Source organism: Rhodanobacter thiooxydans, assembly GCF_030291135.1.
In the GTDB taxonomy this organism is placed as follows: Bacteria; Pseudomonadota; Gammaproteobacteria; order Xanthomonadales; family Rhodanobacteraceae; genus Rhodanobacter; species Rhodanobacter thiooxydans_A.
Map to the genome: position 1 here is coordinate 280,564 of NZ_CP127409.1, position 26,263 is coordinate 306,826.

At 68.2% G+C, this 26,263-nt stretch carries 23 protein-coding genes; 8 read left to right on the top strand and 15 right to left on the bottom strand.

Annotated features, from left to right (window positions below):
* Positions 1-121: 121 nt before the first annotated feature.
* From ilvC to QQA13_RS01190, 7 genes are all read right to left on the bottom strand, one after another.
* The gene (ilvC, locus tag QQA13_RS01160) at positions 122-1,132 is read right to left on the bottom strand and encodes a ketol-acid reductoisomerase (RefSeq protein ID WP_108472098.1); all 1,011 of its coding nucleotides are present in this window, start codon (positions 1,130-1,132) and stop codon (positions 122-124) included.
* A complete protein-coding gene (ilvD, locus tag QQA13_RS01165) occupies positions 1,129-2,835 on the bottom strand; it encodes a dihydroxy-acid dehydratase (RefSeq protein WP_108472097.1) in 1,707 nt (568 codons plus the stop codon). The genes ilvC and ilvD overlap by 4 nt, the downstream gene beginning before the upstream one ends.
* A gap of 177 nt (positions 2,836-3,012) precedes the next feature.
* Positions 3,013-4,110 (bottom strand): 3-isopropylmalate dehydrogenase, encoded by a 1,098-nt coding sequence (gene leuB / locus QQA13_RS01170; protein ID WP_108472096.1) that lies wholly within the window; start codon positions 4,108-4,110, stop codon positions 3,013-3,015.
* On the bottom strand, positions 4,107-4,688 hold the full coding sequence (gene leuD / locus QQA13_RS01175; protein ID WP_108472095.1) for a 3-isopropylmalate dehydratase small subunit: 582 nt from the start codon (positions 4,686-4,688) through the stop codon (positions 4,107-4,109). Before leuD ends, leuB begins: the two co-directional genes overlap by 4 nt.
* Positions 4,685-6,097 carry a 3-isopropylmalate dehydratase large subunit gene (gene leuC / locus QQA13_RS01180; protein ID WP_199909844.1) on the bottom strand — a complete coding sequence of 471 codons (1,413 nt, stop codon included), beginning with the start codon at positions 6,095-6,097 and terminating at the stop codon, positions 4,685-4,687. The genes leuD and leuC overlap by 4 nt, the downstream gene beginning before the upstream one ends.
* Positions 6,097-7,038 carry a branched-chain amino acid transaminase gene (locus QQA13_RS01185; RefSeq protein ID WP_108472093.1) on the bottom strand — a complete coding sequence of 314 codons (942 nt, stop codon included), beginning with the start codon at positions 7,036-7,038 and terminating at the stop codon, positions 6,097-6,099. The genes leuC and QQA13_RS01185 overlap by 1 nt, the downstream gene beginning before the upstream one ends.
* Positions 7,035-8,642: a 2-isopropylmalate synthase gene (locus tag QQA13_RS01190; protein ID WP_108472092.1), complete on the bottom strand. Its 1,608-nt coding sequence runs from the start codon at positions 8,640-8,642 to the stop codon at positions 7,035-7,037. Before QQA13_RS01190 ends, QQA13_RS01185 begins: the two co-directional genes overlap by 4 nt.
* A gap of 102 nt (positions 8,643-8,744) precedes the next feature.
* On the opposite strand from QQA13_RS01190, the gene QQA13_RS01195 reads away from it, so the two are divergent.
* Positions 8,745-8,960 (top strand): hypothetical protein, encoded by a 216-nt coding sequence (locus QQA13_RS01195; RefSeq protein ID WP_159082199.1) that lies wholly within the window; start codon positions 8,745-8,747, stop codon positions 8,958-8,960.
* Between the two features lie 121 nt (positions 8,961-9,081).
* Here the strand turns inward: QQA13_RS01195 and QQA13_RS01200 are convergent, their stop codons facing one another.
* From QQA13_RS01200 to QQA13_RS01225, 6 genes are all read right to left on the bottom strand, one after another.
* The gene (locus QQA13_RS01200; protein ID WP_108472091.1) at positions 9,082-9,528 is read right to left on the bottom strand and encodes a hypothetical protein; all 447 of its coding nucleotides are present in this window, start codon (positions 9,526-9,528) and stop codon (positions 9,082-9,084) included.
* Positions 9,529-9,718: 190 nt separating this feature from the next.
* Positions 9,719-10,177, bottom strand: coding sequence for a hypothetical protein (locus QQA13_RS01205; protein ID WP_159082198.1), 459 nt, complete (start codon positions 10,175-10,177; stop codon positions 9,719-9,721).
* A gap of 406 nt (positions 10,178-10,583) precedes the next feature.
* Complete coding sequence (locus QQA13_RS01210) at positions 10,584-11,075, bottom strand: hypothetical protein (RefSeq protein WP_159082197.1); 492 nt, start codon at positions 11,073-11,075, stop codon at positions 10,584-10,586.
* Positions 11,076-11,292: 217 nt separating this feature from the next.
* A complete protein-coding gene (gene thrC, locus QQA13_RS01215) occupies positions 11,293-12,633 on the bottom strand; it encodes a threonine synthase (RefSeq protein WP_108472088.1) in 1,341 nt (446 codons plus the stop codon).
* Entirely contained in the window at positions 12,630-13,622 is a 993-nt protein-coding gene (locus QQA13_RS01220) for a homoserine kinase (RefSeq protein WP_108472087.1), read from the bottom strand. Before QQA13_RS01220 ends, thrC begins: the two co-directional genes overlap by 4 nt.
* Entirely contained in the window at positions 13,619-14,770 is a 1,152-nt protein-coding gene (locus tag QQA13_RS01225; protein WP_108472086.1) for a homoserine dehydrogenase, read from the bottom strand. Before QQA13_RS01225 ends, QQA13_RS01220 begins: the two co-directional genes overlap by 4 nt.
* A gap of 402 nt (positions 14,771-15,172) precedes the next feature.
* Between QQA13_RS01225 and QQA13_RS01230 the strand changes: the two genes are divergently transcribed.
* The 7 genes from QQA13_RS01230 (at position 15,173) to QQA13_RS01260 (ending at position 22,085) form a co-directional block, all read left to right on the top strand.
* Positions 15,173-15,928, top strand: a complete 756-nt coding sequence (locus QQA13_RS01230) for a c-type cytochrome (protein WP_108472085.1) — start codon at positions 15,173-15,175, stop codon at positions 15,926-15,928.
* Complete coding sequence (locus QQA13_RS01235) at positions 15,925-17,211, top strand: cytochrome c (RefSeq protein ID WP_108472084.1); 1,287 nt, start codon at positions 15,925-15,927, stop codon at positions 17,209-17,211. Before QQA13_RS01230 ends, QQA13_RS01235 begins: the two co-directional genes overlap by 4 nt.
* Positions 17,212-17,596: 385 nt before the next feature.
* Positions 17,597-18,838 carry a sugar phosphate isomerase/epimerase family protein gene (locus tag QQA13_RS01240; protein WP_108472083.1) on the top strand — a complete coding sequence of 414 codons (1,242 nt, stop codon included), beginning with the start codon at positions 17,597-17,599 and terminating at the stop codon, positions 18,836-18,838.
* Positions 18,835-19,350, top strand: a complete 516-nt coding sequence (locus tag QQA13_RS01245; protein WP_234411347.1) for an S-ribosylhomocysteine lyase — start codon at positions 18,835-18,837, stop codon at positions 19,348-19,350. Before QQA13_RS01240 ends, QQA13_RS01245 begins: the two co-directional genes overlap by 4 nt.
* Positions 19,332-20,498, top strand: coding sequence for a sedoheptulose 7-phosphate cyclase (locus QQA13_RS01250; protein WP_234411346.1), 1,167 nt, complete (start codon positions 19,332-19,334; stop codon positions 20,496-20,498). The genes QQA13_RS01245 and QQA13_RS01250 overlap by 19 nt, the downstream gene beginning before the upstream one ends.
* The gene (gene ubiG / locus QQA13_RS01255; RefSeq protein WP_108472080.1) at positions 20,476-21,186 is read left to right on the top strand and encodes a bifunctional 2-polyprenyl-6-hydroxyphenol methylase/3-demethylubiquinol 3-O-methyltransferase UbiG; all 711 of its coding nucleotides are present in this window, start codon (positions 20,476-20,478) and stop codon (positions 21,184-21,186) included. The genes QQA13_RS01250 and ubiG overlap by 23 nt, the downstream gene beginning before the upstream one ends.
* Positions 21,187-21,191: 5 nt before the next feature.
* A complete protein-coding gene (locus QQA13_RS01260) occupies positions 21,192-22,085 on the top strand; it encodes a UbiA prenyltransferase family protein (protein WP_108472079.1) in 894 nt (297 codons plus the stop codon).
* A 648-nt stretch (positions 22,086-22,733) separates the two neighbouring features.
* On the opposite strand, the gene QQA13_RS01265 is transcribed toward QQA13_RS01260, so the two are convergent.
* Positions 22,734-23,585, bottom strand: coding sequence for a toll/interleukin-1 receptor domain-containing protein (locus tag QQA13_RS01265; RefSeq protein WP_108472258.1), 852 nt, complete (start codon positions 23,583-23,585; stop codon positions 22,734-22,736).
* Positions 23,586-24,261: 676 nt separating this feature from the next.
* A complete protein-coding gene (locus tag QQA13_RS01270) occupies positions 24,262-26,259 on the bottom strand; it encodes a bifunctional 2',3'-cyclic-nucleotide 2'-phosphodiesterase/3'-nucleotidase (RefSeq protein ID WP_108472078.1) in 1,998 nt (665 codons plus the stop codon).
* Positions 26,260-26,263: the final 4 nt, after the last annotated feature.

The window sequence follows — 26,263 nt, forward strand, 5'->3', positions numbered from 1 at the left end:
GATGCCGTGCCCCTCCCCTGCAAGGCAGGGGAGGGTTGGGGTGGGGTGCTCCTGATCTTCAAGTCAAAAGCGCATCCCCTCCCAACCTTCCCCTGTGAAACAGGGGGAGGAGCAGAAGCGGTCAGCCAGCCTTCTTCAGCGGCGCGACGGCGGCAGGTGCCTGGTTCGGCTGCAGCCACGGCATCCGTGCACGCAGCGCGGCGCCGACCTGCTCGATCGGATGCTCGAGGTCGGCCTGCTTCAGGCGCTTGTAGTTCGGCAGGCCGGCCTGGTACTCGGCGATCCAGTTGCGCGCGAAGGTGCCGTCCTGGATGTCGGTGAGCACTTCCTTCATGCGCGCCTTGGTGCCGGCGTCGACCACCCGCGGGCCGCTGACGTAGTCGCCGTACTGCGCGGTCTCGGAGACGAACTGCAGCATCTTCGCGAGGCCGCCCTCATAGAACAGGTCGACGATCAGCTTCAGCTCGTGCATCACCTCGTAGTAGGCGATCTCCGGCTGGTAGCCGGCCTCGACCAGGGTTTCGAAGCCCTTGATCACCAGCTCGCTGGCGCCGCCGCACAGCACCGCCTGCTCGCCGAACAGGTCGGTCTCGGTCTCTTCCTTGAAGTCGGTCTGGATGATCATCGCGCGGCCGCCGCCGATGCCGTCGGCGTAGCCCTTCGTCTTCGCCTCGGCCTGGCCGCTGACGTCCTGATGCACCGCCCAGATGCACGGCACGCCGCGGCCGCGCTCGTACTCGCTGCGCACCAGCGCACCGGGGCCTTTCGGCGCGACCAGGATCACGTCGATGTCGGCGCGCGGTTCGATCTGCCTGAAGTGCACGTTGAAGCCGTGCGCGAACAGCAGCGCAGCACCGGGCTTGATGTTCGGCTCGATCGCCTCCTTGTACAGCGTGGGCTGCACCATGTCCGGGGCCAGCACGGCGACCAGGTCGGCGCCCTTCACCGCCTCGGCCGGCTCGACGACGTTGAAGCCGTCGGCCCTGGCCTTGTGCCAGGTCGGGCCATTCGGGCGCAGGCCGACCACGACGTCGAGGCCGGAGTCGCGCAGGTTGAGCGCATGCGCGCGGCCCTGGCTGCCGTAGCCGAGTACGGCGATGCGGGATGTGGCGAGGGGGTTGTGGCTGCTCATGCGGTGACTCCCTGGTGGGTTTCGGTGTGGATGGGTTGAGGGGTGGAGACGGTGGAGCCGGGATGCGTGGTGGCGCCGTCGGAGGCGGAGCCGACCAGCAACGCGTACTTGGCCAATGCGCCGCGACTGACCTTCGGTGCCGGTGCCTGCCAGCTGGCACGACGTGCGGCGAGGTCGGCATCGGTGGCGATCTCGCGCGTGTTGGCGTCGATGCGGATGCGATCGCCCTCGTGCAGCAGCGCGATTGGGCCGCCGCGCGCGGCTTCCGGCGCGATGTGGCCGACCATGAAGCCGTGGGTGGCACCGGAGAAACGGCCGTCGGTGATCAGCGCCACGTCGTCGCCGAGGCCGCGGCCGATCAGCGCGGCGGTGACGCCGAGCATCTCGCGCATGCCGGGGCCCCCGGCGGGGCCTTCGTTGCGGATCACGATGACGTCGCCCTTGCCGATGTCGCCGGCCTGTACCGCGGCGAACGCCTGCTCCTCGCTTTCGTAGACGCGGGCGCGACCTTCGAAATGGCTGGCGCCCTTGCCGGCGAGCTTGAGGATGCAGCCTTCCGGTGCGAGGTTGCCGTACAGGATCGAGTAGCCGCCGCGCGGCTTCAGTGGTGCGTCCACCGGATGCACCACGTCCTGCGCTTCGGCGCGCGGTGCGGTGGCGACTTCCTCGAACAGCGTGCGGCCGGTGACGGTGGGCGTGTCCTCCAGCATGCCGGCGGCGATCAGCTCCTGCGCCACCCGCGCGCTGCCGCCGGCACCGAACAGCTCGACCGCGGTGTAGCGGCCGCCGGGCAGCAGGTCGGCGATCACCGGGGTGTGTTCCGAGGCCGGTTGGAAATCCTCCAGCGTCCACTCGACACCGGCTTCGCGCGCGATCGCCAGCAGATGCAGCACCGCATTGGTGGAACCGGCGGTGGCGGCGACCATGCGCGCAGCGTTGCGCATCGAGGTGCGCGTGATCAGCTCGCGCGGCGTGCGCTCCGCGCGCAGGCATTCCATTACCAGCTCGCCGCAGCGGAAGGCGGCGGCGCCCTTGGCCGGATGGGTGGCGGGGATGTCGTTGTAGCCCAGCGGTGACAGGCCCAGCGTGGTCAGCACCATCGCCATCGTGTTCGCGGTGAACTGGCCACCACAGGCGCCGGCACCGGGGCAGGCGTCGCGCTCCACCGCGGTCAGCTCCGCGTCGTCGATCTTGCCGGCGCCGTGCGCGCCGACCGCCTCGAACACCTGCTGGATGGTGATCGGATGATGGTCGTGGGTGCCGTGCGCGATGCTGCCGCCGTACAACGCCACGCCGGGGATATTCAGCCGCGCCAGCGCCATCGCGGCGGCCGGAATAGTCTTGTCGCAGCCGCACAGCACCACCATCGCGTCGAGGCAGTGGCCGTCCACCGCCAGTTCGATCGAGTCGGTGATCACCTCGCGGCTGATCAGCGACGAGCGCATGCCCGGCGTGCCCATCGCGATGCCGTCGGTGACCGCGATGGTGTTGAACTCCACCGGTGTGCCGCCCGCGGCGCGAATGCCGGCCGCCGCCTCGACCGCCAGCTCGCGCAGGTTGAGGTTGCATGGGCTGACGTTCGACCAGGTGTGCACCACGGCGACCAGCGGCCGTGCGATGGCTTCGTCGTCGAGGCCGGTGGCACGCAGCATGGCGCGGGCGGGGGCGCGGTCGGGGCCGCTCTTGATCAGGTCACTGCGCATGGCGATTCCAGGAGTTGCGGAAAGAAAAGCGCCCCCGGCGCGCGAGGGAGGTCGACGGGATGGCCAGGGAGTCGGCGCCATCACGGCGTGCAGGGACCATCCGCGTCGCATGCGCGCAGGGGGCAGCAGAAAATACGGACACGTCCATGTGGCCGCTGGGAAAAGGGTGAGTGCACATCAGCCGCATGCGCGTGCTCCGCAGAAGAACGCGGCGGCGCTGTCGGCGTGGTCCTCGATCGCGGCCAGTACCGCGTCGCGCACCTCGTCGGTGCCGGCGTCGCCGCCGATATCACGGCTGTGCGGGCCATGCCGCAGCACCTGCTCCACCGCCGACTCCACCGCGACCGCCTCGGCCTCCAGGCCCAGCGAGTGGCGCAGCAGCAGCGCGGCAGAGAGGATCGCGCCGACCGGATTGGCCACGCCGGTGCCGGCGATGTCCGGCGCCGAACCGTGGATCGGTTCGTACACGCCGCACCGGCCGTCGCCCAGCGACGCCGACGGCAGCAGGCCGAGCGAACCGGCCAGCGCGGCGGCTTCGTCGGTGAGGATGTCGCCGAACAGGTTCTCGGTGACCACCACGTCGTAGCGGTTGGGCCGGGTCAGCAGCAGCATCGCCATCGAGTCGACCAGTTGGTGCTCGAGCGTCACGTCGGGATACTCGGCGGCGATGCGCTGCACCGTACTGCGCCACAGCCGCGAGGTTTCCAGCACGTTGGCCTTGTCGACCGAGGTGACATGGCGACGGCGGTCGCGCGCCAGCGCGAACGCGCGGCGCACCACGCGCTCGATCTCGGCCACGGTGTATTTGCATTCGTCGGTGGCGGCATCGGCGTTGCGGGTGCGCGCGCCGAAATACATGCCGCCGGTCAGTTCGCGCACGAACAGCACGTCGACGTGCCGGAGCCGGTCGTTCTTCAGCGGCGACAGGTTGGCCAGCGCCGGATGCACTTGCAGCGGGCGCAGGTTGGCGTAGACGCCGAGCGCGGCGCGCAGTGCCAACAGGCCTTGCTCGGGGCGCACCGATGCGTCTGGATCGGACCACTTCGGTCCGCCCACGGCGCCCAGCAGCACCGCGTCGGCGCGGCGGCACGCGGCCAGCGCGGCGGCTGGCAGCGGTTCGCCGCAGGCGTCGATCGCGGCGCCGCCGATCAACTGTTCCTCGAATGCGAACACGTGTTCGTAGCGCGCGGCCACGGCTTTCAGCACGGCCACGGCGGCGGCGGTGACCTCGGGGCCGACGCCATCGCCGGGCAGGGTGACGATATGGGCCTTCATGCCGCTTGCTCCTGTTGTTCGTAATGGGTGATCAACTTCTCGTTTTGCAAGAGGTAGCCGAGCTGGTCGACGCCGTGGAGCAGGCAGTGCCGGGCGAACGGTTCCAGCACGAACGGGATGCGGCCGCCGTCGGGCAGTGCGATGAACTGGCCGCGCACGTCGATCGCCAGCTCGATGCCGGGGTGCCTGAGCAGCCAGCGGTGTTCCAGCTCGTCGAGCTGGATCGCCAGCAGGCCGTTCTTCAGCGCGTTGCCGCGAAAGATGTCCGCAATCTCGCTGCACAGCACCGCCTGGATGCCGTAGTCCAGCAGCGCCCACGGCGCGTGCTCGCGCGAGGAGCCGCAGCCGAAGTTTTTCCCGGCGACCAGGATCGCGCAGCCGTGCGCTTCCGGCCGGTTCAGCGGGAAGGCGGGGTTATCGCTGCCGTCGGCCTGGTAGCGCCAGTCGTGGAAGCACAACTTGCCCAATCCGTCGCGGGTGGTGGTGGTGAGGAAGCGCGCCGGGATGATGCGGTCGGTGTCGATGTTCTCGTCGGCCAGCACGGCGGTGCGCGAGTGGAGATGGGTGACGGGTTTCATGCGGCTTGCTCCTGCGTCATGTACTCGCGCGGATCGGCGATGCGCCCGGCCACCGCGCTCGCCGCGGCGGTGGCCGGGCTGGCCAGCACGGTGCGCGCGCCCTTGCCCTGGCGGCCTTCGAAGTTGCGGTTGGAGGTGGACACGACCAGCTGGCCCGGCTGGGCCAGGTCGCCGTTCATCGCGATGCACATCGAGCAGCCGGGTACGCGCCACTCGGCGCCGGCGGCAAGGAACACCTGGTGCAGGCCTTCGCGCTCGGCGTCGCGGCGCACCGCCTCGGAGCCGGGCACCACCAGCATGCGCACGCCGTCGGCGACGCGTCGACCGTGCAGCACGCGCGCCACTTCGCGCAGGTCGGACAGGCGCGAGTTGGTGCAGCTGCCGATGAACACCACGTCCACCGGCGTGCCCTGCATCGGCTGGCCGGCCTGGCTCTGCATGTAGTCCAGTGCACGGCGCTCCTGCGCATTGGTCGCCGCCGGTACCGGCGCGTCCATCGCGATCGCCATGCCCGGATGCGTGCCGTAGGTGACGGTGGGCTTCACCGCCGCGGCATCGATGCGCACTTCGCGGTCGTAACGCGCGCTGTCGTCGCTCTTCAGCGCACGCCATTGCGTGACGGCTGCCTCCCACGCCGCGCCCTGCGGCACGCGCGGACGACCTTTCAGCCAGGCGAACGTGGTGTCGTCCGGCGCGATCAGCCCGGCACGCGCGCCGGCCTCGATCGACATGTTGCACACGGTCATGCGTTCGTCCATCGACAGCGCCTCGATCGCCGCGCCGCGGTACTCCAGCACGTGGCCGGTGCCACCGTCGACGCCGATGCTGCCGATGATGTGCAGGATCAGGTCCTTCGCGCCCACGCCGGCAGGCAATTGGCCGTCCACATGGATTGCCATGGTCTTCGGCCTGCGCTGCAGCAGGCATTGCGTGGCCATCACGTGGCCGACCTCGGTGGTGCCGATGCCGAATGCCAAGGCTCCAAAGGCACCATGCGTGGAGGTGTGGCTGTCGCCGCAGACGATGGTCATGCCCGGTTGCGTCGCGCCCAGCTCGGGGCCGATCACATGCACGATGCCGCGCTCGGCACTGTCCCAGCCGTGCAGCTCGACGCCGAACTCGCGGCAGTTGCTTTCCAGCTGCGCCACCTGCGCCTGCGCCTCGGCGTTTGCATACGGACGGCTGCCGTCGGCGTTCGCCGGCAGGGTTGGCGTGGAATGGTCCAGCGTGGCCAGCATGCGATCCGGCCGGCGCAGCTTCAGCCCGCGCTCGCGCAGTTCGCTGAAGGCCTGCGGCGAGGTGACCTCGTGCACCAGGTGCAGGTCGACGTAGAGGATCGCCGGCGTGTCGGCGGTCTCGGCGGCGACGACGTGCGCGTCCCAGATTTTTTCAAAGAGGGTCTTGGCCATCACGCTGCCTCCTGCGCCGTGGCTTCGCTGTACACCGGTGTGAGCCAACCCCGGCGATCTTCGGTACGCCCGTCGAACAGGCCGAAGAACGCCTGCCGCAGCTGCTGCGTGACGGGACCCGGCGCACCCTTGCCGATCGCCTTGCGGTCGACCGAGCGCACCGGGGTGATCTCGGCGGCGGTGCCGGTCATGAACACCTCGTCGGCCGAGTACAGCGCCTCGCGCGGCAGCTCGCGTTCTTCCACCGCGATGCCGAGATCGGCGGCCAAGGCGAGCACGCTGTCGCGGGTGATCCCGGCCAGGATGCCGGCGCTGGACGGCGGCGTGAGCAGCTTGTCGTTCTTCACCAGGAACAGGTTTTCGCCGGCGCCTTCGCTGAGCAGGCCGTTCACGCCCAGCGCGATGCCCTCGTCGTAGCCGTTGCGGCGCGCCTCCAACCCGATCAGCTGGCTCGACAGGTAATTGCCGCCGGCCTTGGCCCAACTCGGGATGGTGTTCGGCGCGGGGCGGTGCCACGACGATACGCACACGTCGGCGCCGCGTTCGGCCGCCTCGCCCAGGTACGCGCCCCAGGCCATCGCCATCAGCGCTACCTCGACCGGCGCGCCGTCCTTCGCCAGCACGCCCAGGCCACCGGCGCCGCGGAACACGATCGGCCGCACGTAGGCCGATGGCATCGCGTTGGCGCGGATCAGCTCCAGGCAGGCGGCGTTGATCTCCTCCTCGCTGTAGCCGACCTCGATCTCGTAGACGCGGGCCGACTCGAACAGGCGACGGGTGTGGTCGGCCAGGCGGAAGTAGGCCGGACCGCGTGGCGTGGCGTACACGCGCTCGCCCTCGAACACGGAGGAGCCGTAATGCAGCGCGTGCGTGCTGACGTGGACGTTGGCCTCGGCCCACGGCTTGATGCGACCGTTGTGCCAGACGAATGGCGTGTTCATGCGGTGACTCCCTTGGCGTGCGTGGCGGTGCCGGCGGTGACCGGCGCCTGTCGTTCGATCCGGTTGACGATGACCAGCGCGGCCAACGCGGTGGCCTCGACGATGTCGGTGCTGCTGCCGTGGCCGCGCCAGTCGCGCTCGGCATGGCGGGCGCTCAGTTGCGCGTGGCCCTGGGCGTCGGCGCCTTCGCCGAGCGCGTCAATCTGGAAGCGGGTGAGCGCCAGCGGCGTGCCGGTGGCGCGCTCGATCGCGCGCAGCACCGCGTCCACCGGGCCGTCGCCGATCGCCGCTTCGCCGACCTCGCGGCCGTCGTCGTGGGCCAGCTTCACCGAGGCCGAGGCGCTGCCACCGAAGTGCGAGCTGGCGTGCAGCTGCACCAGATGCCATGGGCCGGCAGCGTGCGGATCGCGGCCCAGTGCCAACGCTTCCAGGTCTTCGTCGTGCAGCTCGCGGCCGTGGTCGGCCAGCGTCTTGAAGCGGCTGAAGATGTCGTCCAGCGCAGCGTCGTCTGGCGTGTGGCCCAGTGCCTGCAGGCGCTGGCGCAGCGCGGCACGGCCGGAGTGCTTGCCCATCACCAGGCGGGTTTCGGCGATGCCGACGTCCTGTGGCCGCATGATCTCGTAGGTGCCGCGGTGCTTGAGCATGCCGTGCTGGTGGATGCCCGACTCGTGCGCAAACGCGTTGGCGCCGACGATCGCCTTGTTGCGCGGCACCGCCTGGCCGGTCAGCTCGGTCAGCAGGCGCGAGGTGGGATACAGCTGGCGCGTGTCGATGCGGGTATCCACGCCGAAGTGCGGCGCGCGCACCTTCAGCGCCATCACCACCTCCTCCAGCGCGGCGTTGCCGGCTCGCTCGCCGATGCCGTTGATGGTGCACTCCACCTGGCGTGCGCCGGCGCTCACCGCGGCGAGGCTGTTCGCCACTGCCATGCCGAGGTCGTCATGGCAGTGGCTGGAGAACACCACCCGCTCCGCGCCCAAGACGTGGCGGCGCAGGTACTCGAACAGTTCGACGATCTCGGTTGGCGTGGTGTAGCCCACCGTGTCCGGCGCGTTGAGCGTGCTGGCGCCGGCGGCGACCGCGGCGCTGAACACCTTGGCGAGAAAGTCGGGTTCGGTGCGCAGCGCGTCCTCGGCGGAAAATTCCACCTCGTGGCACAGCCCGCGGGCGCGCTCGATCGCGCGCACCGCCGTCTCCAGTACCTGCGCCTTGCTCATGCCCAGCTTGTGCTCGCGATGCAGCGGGCTGGTCGACAGGAACAGGTGGATGCGCGAATGGCGGGCCGCCTGCAGCGCACGGGCGGCACTGTCGATGTCGCCGTCCTGGCAGCGTGCCAGCGCGCAGACCGTGGTGGTTTTCAGCGCCCCGGCGATTTGCGCGACCGCAGCAAAATCGTCCGGCGAGGCCTGCGGAAAACCCGCTTCGAGCACGTCCACGCCGAGCGCTTCGAGCTGCTGCGCCATGCGCAGCTTGGCGCGCCGGTCCATCGAGAAACCGGGCGCCTGCTCGCCGTCGCGCAGGGTGGTGTCGAAGATCCGCACGCGTCCGGCGACTACGTCGTTGTCGCTGGCGGGTGCGTTCTGCTGGCCGGGGGTTTTCATCATGGCTCCGCTGTGGGCGGCGCCGAAGGCACAAAAAAACCCCGCATCCGTTACCGGGTGCGGGGTTCTTCGGGTGTTTTCAGGTTTTTCTAGCTACCTGGACACATGCCCTCAGCCCGCACCTCCGTTGGTAATAAGGAGTACGAGTACGAGGGTAATAAGGAGCGTGCCGCGAGCCTGCAGCAGGCCGGCAATCGTCAGGAGACGGTTGTCATTGGCGATGCTGCGGTGGCTGTTGCGCTGCGACATGAGTCGACCGTAAAGCAGTTCATCGACGCCTGTCAACATAATTTTTCAAAAAAATCGAAATTAGCCGTGTGACGGGCGTTTGGACGTCCAGGTGTCCAGATGAGTGGGCTGCCAGGCCTCCTCGCACAGGGGGATTCGACGCCTGGACGGCGAGTTCTTCGTCATCTCTGGCCGGGTCGTCGTGGAGAAGGCCTTAGTGGTGACCAGCTGGCGGCCTGCGCGTCCCCATACGCAGTTTGCCCTGCTCGTAGTCGATGAGTGTCTGGTCGGCCAGCATATAGTCCTTGCTGGCCAGGGCAGACTGGAGCATGGCCGCGACTTCCTGGCTGCTCTTGTCGTCGAGGGAATCGTGATGGATGTTCCCCGCGAGATTGGGCTTGTAGGCGTTCGCCACGACCCGGGCAGCTTGCGGTGACAAGCCAAGGCTTTGCCAGGCCTGCGCGAGACTGTCACGAAGCTTGGTCAGGTCGACCAGGGCATTGACGTAGTTTTGGCGGTAGCGCTGCTGGAAGTCGTCATTTACATTTTGATCGATGCGCATCGTGCTCTGCTGGAGGTCGTAATTCGACTGGGTGTTCTGCGCATGAAGCGAAGCGGATCCCAGCGCGAAAAGCGTGCAGATGATGATGGTTTTCTTCATGTGGCATTCCCTCCTTGGTTGGTGGTTGATTCAAGCGCCAAGCGATATGCGCGGCCTGTTCCGCACGCGCAGTCATGCACGGGATCCGTTTCGGACATTGGCCTGCATGCCAGGTCGCCTGCTCCTGCCCGAACGTAATGCCGGCCAGACTTCGTGCGGAATCCGTGTCCGGATTGCCGTGCCCGGGGCTTCAATGCGGGCTGTCTGGTGAGGTATCCGCTCCCAGTCCCGTCTTGATTTTCTCGTATTCGATGAGCGTCTGGTTGGCCAGCATATAGTCCTTGCTGGCCAGGGCAGACTGAAGCATGGCCGCCACTTCCTGGCTGCTCTTTCCGCGCAGGGAAACATGGCGGACGTTCTGTACGAGGCTTGGTTGATAGGCGTTCGCGACGGCCTGGGCCGCTTGCGGCGACATGCCAAGGGTCTGCCAGGCCTCCGCGAGCTTGGCGCGAAGTTTGGTCAGGTTGGCCAGGGAATTGACATAGGTCTGGCGGTCGTTGTGCTGCAGGGCGTTGGCGGAACTCTGTTGGCTGCGCATCTCGTTCTGTTGCAGGTTGTACGCAGATTGCGACTGCGCCAAGGCATTCCGTGCGTAAACTGCACCGGATGCCAGCATCACAACCATGCAAACGATGATCAGTCTTTTCATGTGACAGCCCCTCCCGATTGACGCGTTGACCAGGTATCGAAGGTACGGAGAGTCGACTTTTGCTGGTTGTCGCTCCCGGCTGCGCTGTTCCGGCATCGGCCCGCGGCCAGGCTCGCTGGCCCCCGTCGGGAACCTAATGCCCGGGAGTTTCAGCTGCAAGTGAGCTGGGCAATGTGGCTGGCAAGCATGCCGGCCCAGCCATCCCGACTTCCGGCCCACTCGGGGAGTCAGCGATGGCTGAGCCCGGAGCGCTGCTTGTCACCGTCAATTCGGCGCCTTGCTGATGGCGTGCTCGATGAAACCCCTGGCTTGCAGGGACTGAGCAGGCAGCAGCAGGCTGTCCGCATCGGTGGATGCGGGCAGCCTGTTTCCGTGCCATCGCGCATCGGTTTTCCGACGCGAGGGATCAATGCATGCCATCGGGCGAGGCGCCCGTCCCGAGCTTCATTCTTTTCGTCTGCAGATCGATGAGCGTCTGGTTGGCCAGGAGGTAGTCCTTTTTGGCCAGCGAGGACTGGATCAGCGCCGCAATTTCCTCATCCGACTTGCCCAGCAGCGAGACGCGTCTGGAATTCAGGGAGAAGTTCGGCTGATAGGCTGCCGCGACTGCCTTGGCCGCCGGCGGCGACAGCCCGAGCGTCTGCCAGGCCTCGGCGAGTTTTTCGCGCAACTTGGTCAGGTTGGCCAGGGAATTGATCGAGGTCTGGCGATCGCCGTGTTGCAGGTCGTTGTACCAGTTTGCCCGCATGCGTAACTCGTTCTGCTGCATGTCGTATGCCGATTGCGAGAGCCTGCCTAAATCACCAGGGTCCTGTGCATGTGACTCTTGTGCGTGGAGCACGGGCATACCCAGCGCGATCAGTGCGGTCAGTGCGAAAGCGATGCTCAACTTGTTCATGTGGTGATCCCTCCATAGAAGCAACGAACAGTGCCGGCAAACCGGCGTGGAACGGGTGTCCCTGCTGACAGCTGGCGGGGGCTCCGACCTGCGGCAAACTGACGGGCCGCTGCCAGAAATTAGACCCGCCGGTACTCAAGTGCAAGTGAGCCGGTGCGACGAAGGCGGATCCATTCACGACATCCCGACGGAAGGACTGGCGGGCAGCTACCGTCGATCAGGAAGGGCTGGTCGGGGGTGCCCCTGCATGTTCCCGCAGCCACTGCTTCAGTGCCGCGTCGCGTGCTGCCATGGCTTCCGCCTGCGCCGGTCGTTCGAGCAAGGCTGCCAGGGTTGGCGGTACCGCCAGCGGATGGCCGAGCAGGGGTTCCAGCACGGTTTCGAACTTGGCCGGATGAGCGGTGGCGACCACTACCTGGGCACGACTTTCACTCGGGTGCTCGCGGTCGAGCAGGGCGAGTGCGGTGGCCGTGTGCGGGCAGACGACCTCACCATGCTCGCGGGCATGCCGGAGCACGGTGGCGCGGATGGTGGCATCGTCCACGCTGTGTGCGTGCAGCAGTTGGCGCAGCCTGGTTTCATCGGGGAAGGTCCAGCGCAGCCGTTCGAAGTTGCTGGGTGCGCCCACGTCCATCGCGTTGGCGAGGGTGGCGACGGCTTCGCGTGGCTGGTAATCGGCGCCGGCGAAATAGTCAGGCAGGGTGGCGTTCGCATTGCAGGCCAGCTGCACTTCGCCGACCGGCAGGCCCAGTTCGCGCACCCACAGGCAGGCCAGCGCGTTGCCCAGGTTGCCGGTGGGCACGATGAAGTTCAGCGGCGTGCCGTGTTCGCGCCACCAGCCCAGCGCGGCGTGCGCGAAATAGCTCATCTGCGGCAGCAGGCGGCCCAGGCTGATGCTGTTGGCCGAAGACAGCGGCACATCCGCCTGCAGCTCCGCGTCGTTGAGCGCGGCCTTGACCATGCGCTGGCAGTCGTCGAAGCGGCCGGCCACGCGCAGCGCGGTCACGTTGTCGCCAAAGCAGCCGAGTTGGTGCGCCTGGCGCGGCGAGACCAGGCCGTCCGGATACAGGATCACCACGCTCACATCTGGCTGGTGATGGAACGCGGCGGCCACCGCGGCGCCGGTGTCGCCCGAGGTGGCGACCAGGATCGTCAGCGGCCGTGCATCGCGGCGCGGCAGCCGGCGCAGGCAGGCGGCGAGGAAGCGCGCGCCGACATCCTTGAAGGCCGAAGTGGGGCCGTGGAACAGCTCCAGCATCATGGCGTGCGGATGTGCCGGCAGGGCGTGCAGCGGCGTGTCGAAGGTGAGCGCCTCGGCGCAGATCGCCGGCAGCTCAGCGGCCAGCGCATCGCCGGCGAAGAACGGCGCCAGCAGGGTGGCGGCGGTGTCGGCCAGCGTGCCGTGCGGATCGAACGCGGCCGGATCGAGTCGCGGCAGGGACTCGGGCACATAAAGGCCGCCGTCCGGCGCCAGCCCGGCGGCGATCGCCTGGCTGACTGGCACGGCCGGGGCGGCGCCGCGGGTGCTGTGATAGCGCAAGGGTTCGGTGGCGCTCATGCGGTGGCCTCGATCGCGTCGATCAAGGCGGCAGCTGGTCCGTTGATCGGCGACACCCAGGCATCGCTGTCCAGACCGGCCTCGGCGAACGCGGCCTGCATCGCCACGCTGGCTGTTTCGGCGTCGGCGCGGTTGTCGTACCAGCCGAACACGCTGGGGCCGGCGCCGGAGATGCTGGCACCGAATGCGTGGTGATCGAGCGCGGCCTGCTTCACCCGTGCGAAGTTCGGGATCAGCGGAGCGCGGCGCGGTTCCACCAGCACGTCCTTGAGGCCTTCGCGCACCAGCGCCGCGTCGCCGCGCCAGCAGCCGGCCAGCACCAGGGCGAGATTCGAACTCTGCGCCACGAACTCGCCCAGCGCGTAGTGCCCGGCCAGCGCCGCGCGCGCCCGGCGCGTCTCCAGCACCACGTGCGGATGCACCAGCGCGCAATGCCACGCGGCCGGCACGTCGATGCGCAGCAGGCGGTCGTGGGTGGCCAGCACCAGGCCGCCGAGCAGCATCGAGCCGAGGTTGTCGCCGTGGCGGCTGCCGCTGGCCACCGCCTCGCCGTCCAGCGCGAACGCGTACAGCGCCTCGCGTGGCAGCGGCTTTTCCAGCAGCGCGTTGGCGGCCACCAGCGCGGCCACGCAGGAGGCGGCGGAGCCGCCCATGCCCGAACCCAGCGCGATGCCCTTGTGCAGGGTCAGCTCGAAACCGTACGGCAGGCCGAGCGCCTCGCGCAGCGAGAGCAGCGCGGTGCCGGCGGTATTCGCGCGTGGGTCGGTGGGCAGTTCGGTGACGCAGCCGCGGATCGCGGCGATGCGCACCAGCGGCTCGTCGATGCGGCGCACCTCGGCGCGGTCGCCGGCGCCGGCCACGCTGTGGCCGAGCAGGTCGAAGCCGACGCCCACGTTGCCGACGCTGGCGGGCGCAAAGGCGCAGGCGACTTGCGGAGGGTTGGCGCGACGCGGTGGGGCCATGGCGGGTTCCAGCAAGAAGGAGTTCATGCGCGCGCCTCCAGTGACTCGGCGATGCGCAGTAAGTCTGTGAACACGCCGGCGGCGGTCACCTCGGGACCGGCGCCGGGGCCTTGCACCGACAGCGGATTATCGCAGTAGCGGCGGGTGCTGAACTGCACGATGTTGTCGGTCAGCCGGGTATGCGCGAATGCGTGCGCGGCCGGCAGCACCTGCAGCCGCACGCTGGCGCGGCCGTGCCGGTCCAGTTGCGCCACGTGGCGCAGCACGCCGCCTTCGGCGCGCGCCGCAGCCAGTTTCGCCGCCATCGGCGCGTCGAGTTCGTCGAGCCGCTGCATGAAGTCGTCGCGCGACAACGCGGCCAGCGCGGGCGGCACCAGACCTTCCAGGTCGACGTCTTCCAGCGACAGCGGCCAGCCCGCCTCGCGCGCGAGGATCACCAGTTTGCGGGCGACGTCCAGCCCGGACAGGTCATCGCGCGGGTCGGGTTCGGTATAGCCCAGCGCATGCGCCTCGCGCACCAGCGCAGAGAACGGCTGGCGGCCGTCGTGGCGGTTGCACAGCCAGGCCAGCGTGCCGGAGAACATGCCGTGCACCGCGAACAGTTCATCGCCGGTGTCGAGCAGGTCGCGCAGCGTCTGCACCACCGGCAGGCCGGCGCACACGGTGGCCTCGTAGCGGAAGCGCGCGCCGCCGGCGCAGGCCGCGCGGATCGCCTGCCAGCGTGGCAGCGGGCCGCTGCCGGCCAGCTTGTTCGGCGTCACCACGTGCAGGCCGGCGGCCAGCCAGCGCGGGTAGTGCGCGGCGACTTCGTCGTTCGCGCTGCAGTCGATCAGCAGCGCATGGCGGCCGTCGTTGCCGCGCACGTGCCCGGCGAACGCGTCCAGGTCGTTCGGCCGCCAGATCTGCGCGCCGCCGTGGCGGGCATTGAGTTCGGCGTCGTCGCAGTCCAGCCACATCCGCTTGCTGGCGACCACGCCGCAGAGTTTCAGCTCCAGCGCGCTGTCGCGGGCCAGCCGCGGCTGGGCAGCGCGCAGCTGTTCCAGCAGCGCGCTGCCGACCCGGCCGGGGCCGATCACGCCCACTGCCAGCACGCGGCGCCGGGCCGTGCCCATGCGGGTCATCGACGGCGGCGGCAACGGGAAATGCTGGACTTGCTCGGGTGCACAGGTGATCACGGTGGCCTCTCCGGTGGAGGCCCGTTCTCGCTAGCGTGTCGGCATGGGCCGGCCCGCCTCTTCGAGGGCGGGCCGTTGCGTGGGAAAACTCAGCTACGCACGACGCTCCGCCCGGGACTCGTGGTACCGGTGGTAATCGTGGTGGTAATGGTGGCGACGATGGCGCCCGTGCGCGCGGGCATGCGGCCGGTGCGAACCGGGGCGAAGTGCATGCGTGCGGGCGTGGGAAGCGGCGACATGGCACCGACCTTAAGCGGATTGTTGCACTGCGGTCAACAGATGCATTTGCAACTTTCGAAGTTGCTGGACATGGCCGGACGGCGTCGCCGCGACCTGCGGCAGGTTGTCGCGACCAGCCGATCCGGTCCCGGCCAGGGCGATGCAGGAGCCTACAATGGCCGGATGAATCGTCTCGTTTTCCTGCGCCGCTGGCTACGCGCGGCCGTCGTGCTGTTCGCGTTCGGCATCGGCAGCGCGGCATCGGCCACCACGCCCCAGGCCAGCGCCGCACCGGTTCCCGACACCATGCAGCAGCGCGTCGCCGCGTGCACCAGCTGCCACGGAGCACATGGCGAAGGCTCGCCGGACAGCGTGGCGATCCCGCGCCTGGCCGGCAAGCCAGCCGGCTACCTGCTGCAGCAGCTGGAATATTTCCAGAGCGGCCAGCGCCGGCACGCGCCGATGGAATACGTGGTGCGCCAGCTGAGCCCGGCCTACCTGCGCGAGATCGCCGGCTACTTCGCGCAGCAGGATGTGCCGTACCGGAAACTGCCGGTGCCGGCGGTGTCGGCGGAGACCCTGCGGCGCGGTGAACAACTGGTGCTGCGCGGCGACTCCACCCGCGGCGTGCCGTCGTGCGTCAGCTGCCACGGCACCAGGCTCACCGGCGTGGAGCCAATGATGCCGGGCCTGATGGGCCTGTCGTACGACTATCTCAACACCCAGCTGGTGTCGTGGCGCACGCGCCAGCGCGCGGCCGAAGGGCCGTACTGCATGGGCGTGGTCGCCAACCGCATGCGCGAATCGGACATCACCGCCGTGTCCGCGTGGCTGGCCAGCCACGAGCCGCCGGCCGACATGCATCCGGCACCGGCCAGTGCGCAGACCGAACCGTTGCCGGGCTGGTGCGTGATGGGCAAGAGCGGAGCAGGTCAATGAAGTGGTGGCGACGTGGATGGTGGGTGCCGGCCTTGCTGGCGGCAGTTGTGCTGGGCTGGCTGTACTTCGGCCGTACCGGCCTGACGGCGGCGTCGCCGGCGCAGCGCGAGGCGGATGCCGCCGCGCTGCGCGATCCGGCGCTGATCGCGCGCGGCGAATACCTGGCCACGGCCGGCGATTGCGCCGCCTGCCACACCGCGCGCGACGGCCAGCGCTACGCCGGCGGCCGCTCGCTGGGCACGCCGTTCGGCGACGTGCCGGCGCCGAACATCACGCCCGATCCGGACACCGGCATCGGCCGCTGGAGCTTCGACGATTTCTGGCGCGCGCTGCACGAAGGCAAGGGCCGCCAGGGCGAGCTGCTGTACCCGGTGTTCTCCTACACCTCATTCACCAAGGTGAGCCGCGACGACGCGCTGGCGATCTTCGCCTACCTCAAGTCGCTGCCGCCGGTGCAGCGACCCGACACGGCACTGGGGCTGGCGTTTCCCTACAACGTGCGCAGCAGCCTGCTCGCGTGGCGCGCGCTGTACTTCAAGCCCGGCGAGTTCAAGTCCGATCCGGCGAAGTCGCCGGAATGGAACCGCGGCGCCTATCTGGTGCAGGGCCTGGGCCACTGCAACGAATGCCACACCACGCGCGATTCGCTCGGCGGCATCGAGCAGGACCGCCACCTCACCGGCGGGCAGATCCCCCAGCTGGACTGGTACGCGCCGGACCTCAGCACGCAACCGGGTGGCGGCCTCGACGGCTGGCGCGCACAGGACATCGTTGACCTGCTGAAGACCGGTCAATCGGCGAAGGGCGCGGCGTTCGGGCCGATGGCCGACGTGGTGCGCAACAGTACCCAGCACCTGAGTGACGCCGACCTGCAGGCGGTGGCCGTCTATCTGCAGTCGCTGCCGCCGCGCGCGCCAGCGGCCGCGGCCCCGTTCGTGCAGGCGGCCAGCCACGCGCAGGGCGGCCAGCTTTACGCGCAGCGCTGCGCCGACTGCCACGGCAAGGATGGCCGCGGCGTGGCCGGCGTCTACCCGCCGCTGGACGGCAACACCTCGGTGACCGAGCCGACCGGCATCAACGCGATCCGCAGCGTGCTGCTCGGTGGCTTCGCCCCGGTCACCGCCGGCAACCCGCAGCCGTACTCGATGCCGCCGTTCGCGCAGCAACTGGGCGACGCCGACGTGGCCGCGGTGGTCGGCTACATCCGTCAGTCGTGGTCGAACAAGGCCGCTGCGGTGCAGCCGGCCGACGTCGGCAAATACCGGAATACGCCGAGCGACTGAGCGGCGGAATTTCGGCATCGTCGGGCGTTGCTCCCTCCCCTGCGAGCAGGGGAGGGCTGGGTGGGGGCCGCTCTTGATCCTGCTCCCATCCCGGCGAGAAACATTGACCCTGCAGTGACCGGATTCCAGCGCGCCGGCGCGCTGCTATTGCCGCGCTATTGCAGCCGGCTGCCGGCGCCCTGCGGCATCCGAGCGCAGGCGCCGGCGGGCGCGATTTGACGTGGGTCATGGCGAGCGTGCCGCGGCGCCCGCACGCTGCGCGGACACCAACTCGACGTCGGCTGGCCCGCGTGGCGCAACCGACGTCGTGCGTGCTGCAGCCGCAGGGTTCGGGCCAGCGGCGCACTCGAGTTCCGCCACCGCTCGCTCATCACGGCTCCCGGGCATGATCCAGCTCAGCTACAGCACCTTCGGCCTCACCAACCTGCCGTTCCTGGAGGCGATCGACGCCGTGGCCCGGGCCGGTTACGCGGGGATCGAGCTGTCCTTCCACCGCGACCAGTTCAACCCCTTCAACCTCACCGAGGCCGACCTCGACGCCGTGCGCGCGCGGCTGGAGGCAACGGGCATCGTGCCGGCCTGCGTGGCCACCGCCTCGCACTTCTTCACCCCGCAACGGCCGCACGAACCGTCCCTGATGACGCTGGACGTGGCCGGGCGCAAGCGCCGCATCGACCTGGTCAAGCGCGGCATCCGCGTGGCGCGCCGGCTGGGCGTCAAGCTGGTCACCTTCGGCAGCGGCTTCCTGCGCGAGGAGCACGTGCGCCAGCCGCAGGTCGATCCCGGCGAGCTGCTGGTCGACAGTATCCGCGAATGCCTGCGCGAGATCCGCGACGACGAGGACATCACGCTGCTGATCGAGCCCGAGCCGGGCATGTACATCGAGACGCTGGCACAGGGGCTGGCACTGATCCGCGCGGTCGGCTCGCCGCGCTTCGCGCTGCACATCGACATCTGCCACGCCTACTGCTCCGAGCCGGACTACATCGGCGCGCTGGCGCAGGCCGCGCCGCACGCGCGCTACCTGCACATCTCCGATGCGCGCCAGGGCCACAACCTCAGGATCGTGCGCAACGATGCCGTGCCGGCACTCGACCTGGAGGATGCCAGCGCACTGGTCTATTTCCCCGACAGTGCGGACTACCTGCTGCTGGATCGCCACCACCCGTTGTACTTCGCCGACCGCGCACCCGACGCGGCGCGGCGATCGCGCATCGACGCGCTGCTGGCGCAGGCCGGCATCACGCAGGCGGCGGCCCTGGTCGACTACGCCAGCCTGTACGCCGGCGCCTCGCCGCAGGACGACGAGATCTTCACCTACCTGATCTCGGTGCCAGGGCTGAGCTTCGACGTGCTCGAACGGGCGTGGCCGATCGTCGCCCACCTGCGCGGCGTGCGCGGTCCGGCGCTGTTCGAACGAATGGTCGCCAACACGCGCACCGGCATCGTGCATTTCCACGAGATTCCCGGCGAAGGCACGCTGGATCTGGCCGCCAGTTTCAAGGCCCTGAACGAGCACGGCTTCGACGGCTTCGGCTCGGTCGAGCTCTACCACCACGTCGAGGGCTGGCAGCAGGCGATCGACCGGAGCTACCGCCACCTGGCCGCCATCGCGCAGCCGGCATGAATGATCGGCCGTTCCAACGGGCAACCACCATGATCGACTTCGAGGCACTGGGCTGGCGCAGCGACACCGTCGGCGAACTGGACCACCGCCTGCTCAAGGCGCCCAGCGTCAAGCTGCGTGGCGCTCATGCGGGAGCGGCGGGCGACATCGTCTACAGCATCGACCTGCGCCTGCGCCGGCCGAACGCCGACGCCTGCCTGTCGAGCACCGAGCTGCATTCGATCGAGCATTTCCTGCTGGAAGGCTACGGCCGCCTGTTGCCGCGGCACTTCATCGGCATCGGCGTGATGGGTTGCCAGACCGGTTTCTACCTCACCCTGCTTGGCGAGGGCCGCCGCGCCGTCATCGAGGACGCGCTCGAGGCCATCCTCGAAGGCGTGCTCGTGGCCGAGGCCGTGCCATATGCGCGTATCGACCAGTGCGGCCACTGGCGTAACCACGACCTCGCGCGCGCACAGGCCGTGGCGCGCGAGGTGCTGGCGCAACGCGCGGCATGGCCAGACATCACATGAGCGCGGCGCAGAGCACGCGCTGGCAGGTCAGCGCCACGCGCCGGATCGAATACGACCTGCTCAACGTGGCCGACGTGTTCGATCCGCACAGCGACGCGCTGCTGTCGATGGGCCGCGTACAGGAAGGGCGCCGCTTCGTGGTGGTCGACGAGTGCGTGCACGCGTACCACGGCGAACGCATCCGCGCCTATTTCGCGCACCATCGGGTCGACGCGCGCATCGTCACCCTGCCGGGCGGCGAGGGCGGCAAGTCGCTGGAAGCCTGGCTTTCGGTGCTGCACGAGCTGGACAGCTTCCCGATCCATCGCCGCGACGAACCCATCATCGCCATCGGCGGTGGCGTGCTGACCGACGTGGTCGGCTACGCGGCGGCCAGCTATCGCCGCGGCGTGCCGCACATCAAGGTGCCGACCACGCTGATGGGCTACGTCGACGCCGCGGTGGGGATCAAGACCGGGATCAACTTCAACGACCACAAGAACCGCCTGGGCAACTTCGAGCCGCCGCGCCGGGTGCTGCTGGACCGCAGCCTGCTGCGCAGCCTGCCGCCGCGCCACCTGCGCAACGGCGTGTGCGAGATCGTCAAGCTGGCGGTGATCCGCGACGCCGCGCTGTTCCGCCTGCTGGAGCAGCACGGCGCGCCTTCGCTGGCGGCGGCGTTCCAGGACGCGCACGGTGGCGAGATCCTCGACCACGCCATCGGCGGCATGCTGGAAGAGCTGGCGCCGAACCTGCACGAGGAGGAGCTGGCGCGCAAGGTCGACTTCGGCCACACCTTCAGCTACGGCCTGGAAACCCGTTACGGCGACGACCTGCTGCACGGCGAGGCGGTGCTGCTGGACATCCTGGTATCGACTGCGATCGCGCGGCGGCGTGGCCTGCTCGATGCAGCCGCGGCCGGGCGCATCTTCGCGCTGGTCGAGCGCCTCGGCCTCGCCCCCGAGCTCGCCCTGCTCGACGCCGAGCTGATGTGGCAGTCGCTGCTCGACCGCGTCGAGCACCGCAACGGCCTGCAGCGCGTGCCGTTGCCCGCGGGGCTGGGCGAGTGCGTGTTCGTCAACGACATCGCGCGCGCGGAAATCGAAGCCTCCATCCACACCCTGACCCAGCGGACCACGAGCAGCCATGACCGAATCGCCGAATGTTGATGCCGCGGAGATCGCCCACTTCAACCGCATCGCCCAGCTGTGGTGGGACCCGCACGGCAAGATGGGCCAGCTGCACGCAATCAACGACCTGCGCCTGCGCTTCATCACCGAGCGCATCGGCGTACCGGCGCCGCGCGTGGTCGACGTGGGCTGCGGCGGCGGCATCCTGGCCGAAGCGCTGGCAAAGACCGGCGCGCGGGTGACCGGCATCGACCTGTCGCGGATGTCGCTGGGCATCGCCCGCCAACATGCCCAGCGTGGCGGGCTGGCCATCGACTACCGCGAGCTCAATGCGGAGACCCTCGCACGCGACGAGCCCGGCAGCTTCGACGCGGTCACCTGCATGGAGATGCTGGAGCATGTGCCGCATCCGGAGCAGGTCATCGCCGCCTGCGCCACCCTGCTCAAGCCGGGCGGCGTGGCGTTCTTCTCCACCATCAACCGCACGCTCAAGGCGTTCGCCTTCGCCATCGTGGCCGGCGAGTACATCCTCGGCCTGCTGCCGCGCGGCACTCACCATTACAGCAAGCTGATCCGGCCGGTGGAGATGCGCGCGTGGGCCGGTGCGGCGGGGCTCGAGTTCAGGGCGGTGGACAGCCTCATGTACAACCCGCTGACGCGCCGCTTCCGGGTCGCGCCGAACCGCGAAGACATCAACTACATGGCCTGCTTCGTCAGGAAAGGCTGAACCCCATGCGGCGTTTCCTTGCCTTGTCGCGTTCCGTCCACGGCGTGCTCGACATCGCCATGCCCGGCTTCGTCGCGCTGCTGTGGCTGGGGCACTTCCCGTCGTGGCGGGTGCTGGCGCTGTCCCTGGCCACCGCGCTGGCCGGCTATACGGCCGTCTATGCACTGAACGACCTGATCGGGGTGAAGGACGACAAGGAAAAGGTCGCCGGCGGGATCACCCCGGGCTACGCGGTGGAGGCATCCGCCATGCGTTACCCGCTGGCGCAGAACCTGATCAGCATGAAGGGTGCGCTGGCGTGGTTCGGCGGCTGGTTCGCGCTGGCCGTGCTCGGCACCTGGCTGCTGAACCCGCGGATCCTCGTCATCGTGTTCGCCGCAGCGGCGCTGGAAGTGGTCTACGTCAAGCTGCTCAAGGTGACCTGGTGGCGCACCGTGGTCAGCGGTCTGGTCAAGTCGGCTGGCCCGATCGCCGCCGTGTTCGCGGTCATTCCCGAACCCTCGTGGCGTGGGCTGCTGGGCACGCTGATCTGGCTGATGCTGTGGGAGATCGGCGGACAGAACATCCCGGCCGACTGGAACGACATCGAGGAGGACCGCCGCATCGGCGCACGCACCATTCCGCTGGTGTTTGGCCTGCGCGCGGCCGGCGTGCTGGTGGTCGCCTGCCTGGTGCTGGCCGTGCTCGCCAGCGCGCTGCTGCCGCGGATGTCGCCGCTCGGTGGCGGCTGGCCGTTCCAGCTCGCCATCCTTGCCGCCGGTGCTGGTCTGCTGTTGCCGCCAGCGTTTCGCCTGGCGCGTACGCTGGATGGCCGCCAGGCGGCGCGCCTGTTCGATCGCGCCAGCCTGTATCCACTGGCGCTGCTGGCGATCGTCACGGTGTTCGTGGTGATCCGCTGAGGCGATCATCGCGCCGTCGCCGCAGGATTTTCGCCCGGTTGCAGCGGTCTCAGGCTTGTTGTCGTTCCCGCGCAAAAGGCCTTCGCCTTCTGCATCTGTAGGAGCCCGCTCGCGGGCGACGCTCTGGCTTGGTGCTGTACGAGAAAGCTTTAGAGCCAAGAGCTTTCGTGCGCCTCCGGCGCCCGAGTTACTTTCTCTTTGCGTGCTCAAAGAGAAAGTAACCAAAGAGAAAGAGCACCCCGCTTCCGCGCTTTCCGGGCATCCTGCCCGGAAAGTTCGCGTGCGGGCTGCGTGGTTTGTCGACAGGGCATCCTGCCCTGACGCCAAACTGGCCGGCATCCCTGCCGGCCACCCTTCGGGCTTTTCCTCCGCCCGCCCGCCGCTGCAGAGGGGACCCGGAAGAGCAGCGCGCATCCTGCGCGCACTCTTCAGAAGAGCCGAATCAAGAGCAAAGCAGCAAAGCGACGTTTTGCTGCTGTGGCTTCTTTCCGCTTCACCACCGAGTGCGGCCACGATGGCCTGCTGCCCTACTCGAGATCCCTTGCGCGAGCGCGGTCGCGAAAACCAGTAAAGCCAAGAACAAGAAAAGCCCGATTGCGAGCGGGGCTTTTCAAGGCCAGAGTGTCTCAGTTCGGCCAGAAGCTGACGTTACCGAGAAGCCAATCCGGTTATCCATGAGCCTGCTGGAAGAGAGATTTCTGGAGCCTTTGGCGACGCATCGGGTACAGGCACCCACTCGTTTTCGCGTTTTTGATGCATCACGCCTATCACGGCAATATCCGTGTCGCCTTTCTTGGTCAGCAATGCACGGAATGGATGGTCGGGGGTCAGGGTGCGGCCCATGGGCCGCATAGAAATTGCATTGAACTTGCGGCCATTCTGATCGCTGACGAAGCCCTGGTTGAAGCCACCCATAAACCCGGAATCGTTCTTCATTTTCCAAGCGATTTCGTCTTCCGGGTTGGGGGTCAAGATCAAGAAGGAGGAGTTTGGTTCCATCAAATGGGACGCTTGGACGACGACTTCAATCGACCCGCCTTCACCTTTGATTGCGGTATAGGTGAGATTCGAAAAGCCCTGATGCTGCGGGGTGAACGAAGCGTAGCCCTGAGTCACGCTCACGATTTGCGAGATGGCGGCATCCAACCCAATCGTGTGCATATCGATGAACAGGGTTTGCCGCAACACTGCCGGCATGTCGCACCCATCGACTCTTACGGGAATGATTCTTGTCTTGCCTTTGGAGGCAGTGTAGAGCGCATTTTGCCACTCCAGTTTGACCATGCCGCTCGCCAAGCTGGTCGCCGACACGAAGAAGAAGACGAACTCAGGAGCTTCAAGCCCCTTGTTCATCTGATCGATGATGCCATCGCCCGGGCGGATGGACCAGGCGTCGTAAAACACTTGGTCGTGGCCGAATATGCCGGCGAGTTTGAGCGCAACTGGCTCAACAAGAGGCTTATCTTTGTAGTTGTGGCTCAGGAAGATTTTATGGGTCACCGCGTATTCCAAGGTTTGCAGAGGTACATTCAACAGGTTGTAGCCGATCAATTGCTGGGCGCGCCATCGCTACGCGCCGTTCCAGGGCCAGCTAAGTCCGATACCAGAACGTCCACCTTGGGTGGCGGATTCAATGCATCGATGCATTGGATCCGCCGTCGAAAGCAGGCCCTGCGGGCCGATCAAGTCAGTACTGTATCGAATCTCCCGCAGGCTGGCCCGAGGCCGACTCAACGGGCGGAGCGCGAGACGTTTTGGGGCGCGTGACGTGGAGGGATGACAACTGCCGGCTACATTAAAGGCGTAGGCGGCGCGGCCTTGGCTCTTATAAAAGGTGGGGGCCAGGATGGCCCGCTGCTCTGCCGGGGTCCCTTGCGCGGCGGTGAGTCGGGGACGATAGGCCGCGCAGCGGGCGTTGCCAGGGATGGCAACGCCTTTTCGCCCGGACAGGAGTCCGGTCGAAAAGCCCGGCCCCGGCTCACGGACTTGCCGCCCATGGATGGGCGGCAAGCGCCAAGCGGGGTGTCGTTTTCTCTTGGGTACTTCTCTTTTGGACAAGCAAAAGAGAAGTACCTCGGCCTCCGCAGGAGGACGAAAGCTCTTGCTCCTGAGGCGTCCCAGGACTCAGCAGAAAGCCGGAGCGGCGGGCAGTGCCCGCCCTACAAAAACGCGTCGTTCAACGCGACAGGTCGATCACATACGTCGCCGTGCCGTCGCCGTGGTCCTTCAGCTGGCGGATGTTGTCGAGGCCGGCCTCGCGCGCCACAGCCTGCTTGCCGCTGGCGCCGGTGAACACCACCGGGCCGCGGGTCTTCAGCGGGGCGAAGGTCCATGAGGTCGGTTCGAGATCCTTCGCACCGACCGTGTGCCGGCGTTCCAACCATTTCGCCAGGATCTCGCGGGTGCCGTCGGGCGCGGTCAGTACGATGTTGCTGCCGTCGAGGCCGGGGAAGTGGCCGCCGCCGCTGGCGCGGTAGTTGTTGGTGACCACGATGAACGGCTGGGTCGGTTCGACCGGCTTGCCCTGGTAGGTCAGCGTGGTGATGCGCTGGCCGGCCGGCTTGGACACGTCGATGACGTAGTGGATACCGCCCTGGAGCTGGTCGAAGTTGTAGCCGGTGAAGCGGCTGTTGATCAGCGGCTGTTCGCTGGCCTTGGCCGGGTCGATCCGGTTGAAGCGTTCGGCGGATTTTTCCAGCCACGCCTTGACACCGGCGCCGTCGATCTTCACCGCGGCCAGCGTGTTCGGATAGAAGTACAGGTCGGCGGCGCTGCGCAGGGTGAGCGGACCGGGGGCGACGTCGGTGTAGTCGTCGGGGCCGCCGAAGCCGGTGCGGAAGGCGGCGGCGGCGCCCAGCACCGGCAGGTTCGCCAGCTCGGGATGCAGGCGCGGCAGCTCGCGGCGCACGTAGTCGATCTGCGCGGCGTTGACCGGCGCCAGCGCGGTCATGTTGCCTTCGTCGGCGAAGTAGCTGCTCAGGCGCAGCGTGCTCTCGCCGATCGGCGTGTTGACGTAGGCGATCGCCGCCTCGTGCGCCTGCTGCACCAGCGGCGCGATCGCCGGATCGGCCGGCACGCAATCGTGCTTCGCCTTGCAGATCGGGCGCACCTCGCTGTGGGTGTTGTCCAGGTCGACCACCCAGCGGCCGCCCTTGCGGTTCAGCACCAGCTGGATCACGCCGAGGTCCTTGCCGAAGAAGCCGCCCATCACCGCGGGCACGTTGCGCACGAAGCCGAGCCGGGCGTCGACGTCCTTCATGCCGGCGTAGCGCGGGCCGGGGAATTCCGTGTGCGAGTGGCCGAGCAGCAGCGCGTCGATGCCGGGCACGCCGGCCAGGTACCAGCCGGCGTTTTCCATGTCCGGGGTGTACGGCGCGGTGTTCAGGCCGCCGTGGAGGATCGCCACCACCAGGTCGGGGTGCTGCGCCTTGAGCTCGGGCAGGTACTTCTTCGCCGCCTCGACCACGCCGCTGACGGTGACCTTGCCGGCCAGTTTCTGCTGGTCCCACTCCAGGATCGGCGGCGGGGTGAAGCCGATGATGCCGACTTTCAGCGGCACTTGGATCTTGCTGCCGTCGGGGGTGTAGGCCGTGATGGTCCTGGTGACGATCGTCCACGGCTTGAAGATCGGCTTGCCGTCGCGCGCGCTGTAGACGTTGGCCAGCACCAGCGGGAAGTTCGGCCCGGCGCAGCGGTCGGTGTGGCCGCCGTCCACGTTCATCGGCGTGCCGGTGACCTGCGACAGGAAGCCCAGGCCGTAGTTGAACTCGTGGTTGCCGGCGGTGCCGCCGTCGTAGCCCATCGCGTCCATCGCCTTGTAGATGGACAGTTCCTGGTCGCAGGCGACCGGTTTCACCAGCGCCTGGTAGTCGGCCAGCACGCTGCCCTGGATGGTGTCGCCGCTGTCGAACAGGAAGCTGTTGGGGAATTCCGCGCGGGCGCGGCGGATCAGCGTGGCGGTGCGCTCGTAGCCGAGCGAATCGTCCGGCTTCAGCTTGTAGTAGTCGTAGCTGAGCACGTTCGCGTGCACGTCGGTGGTTTCCAGGATCGCCACGTTCGCGCGCGCGCCGTCGGGCGTCCTGCCGCCCTGCCAGGGAAGCATGGTGCAGCCGGCGAGCAGGGCGGTGCCGAGGGCGAGCAGCGGGGTGGCGAGCGTGAACGGGCGTGGCGACATGGTG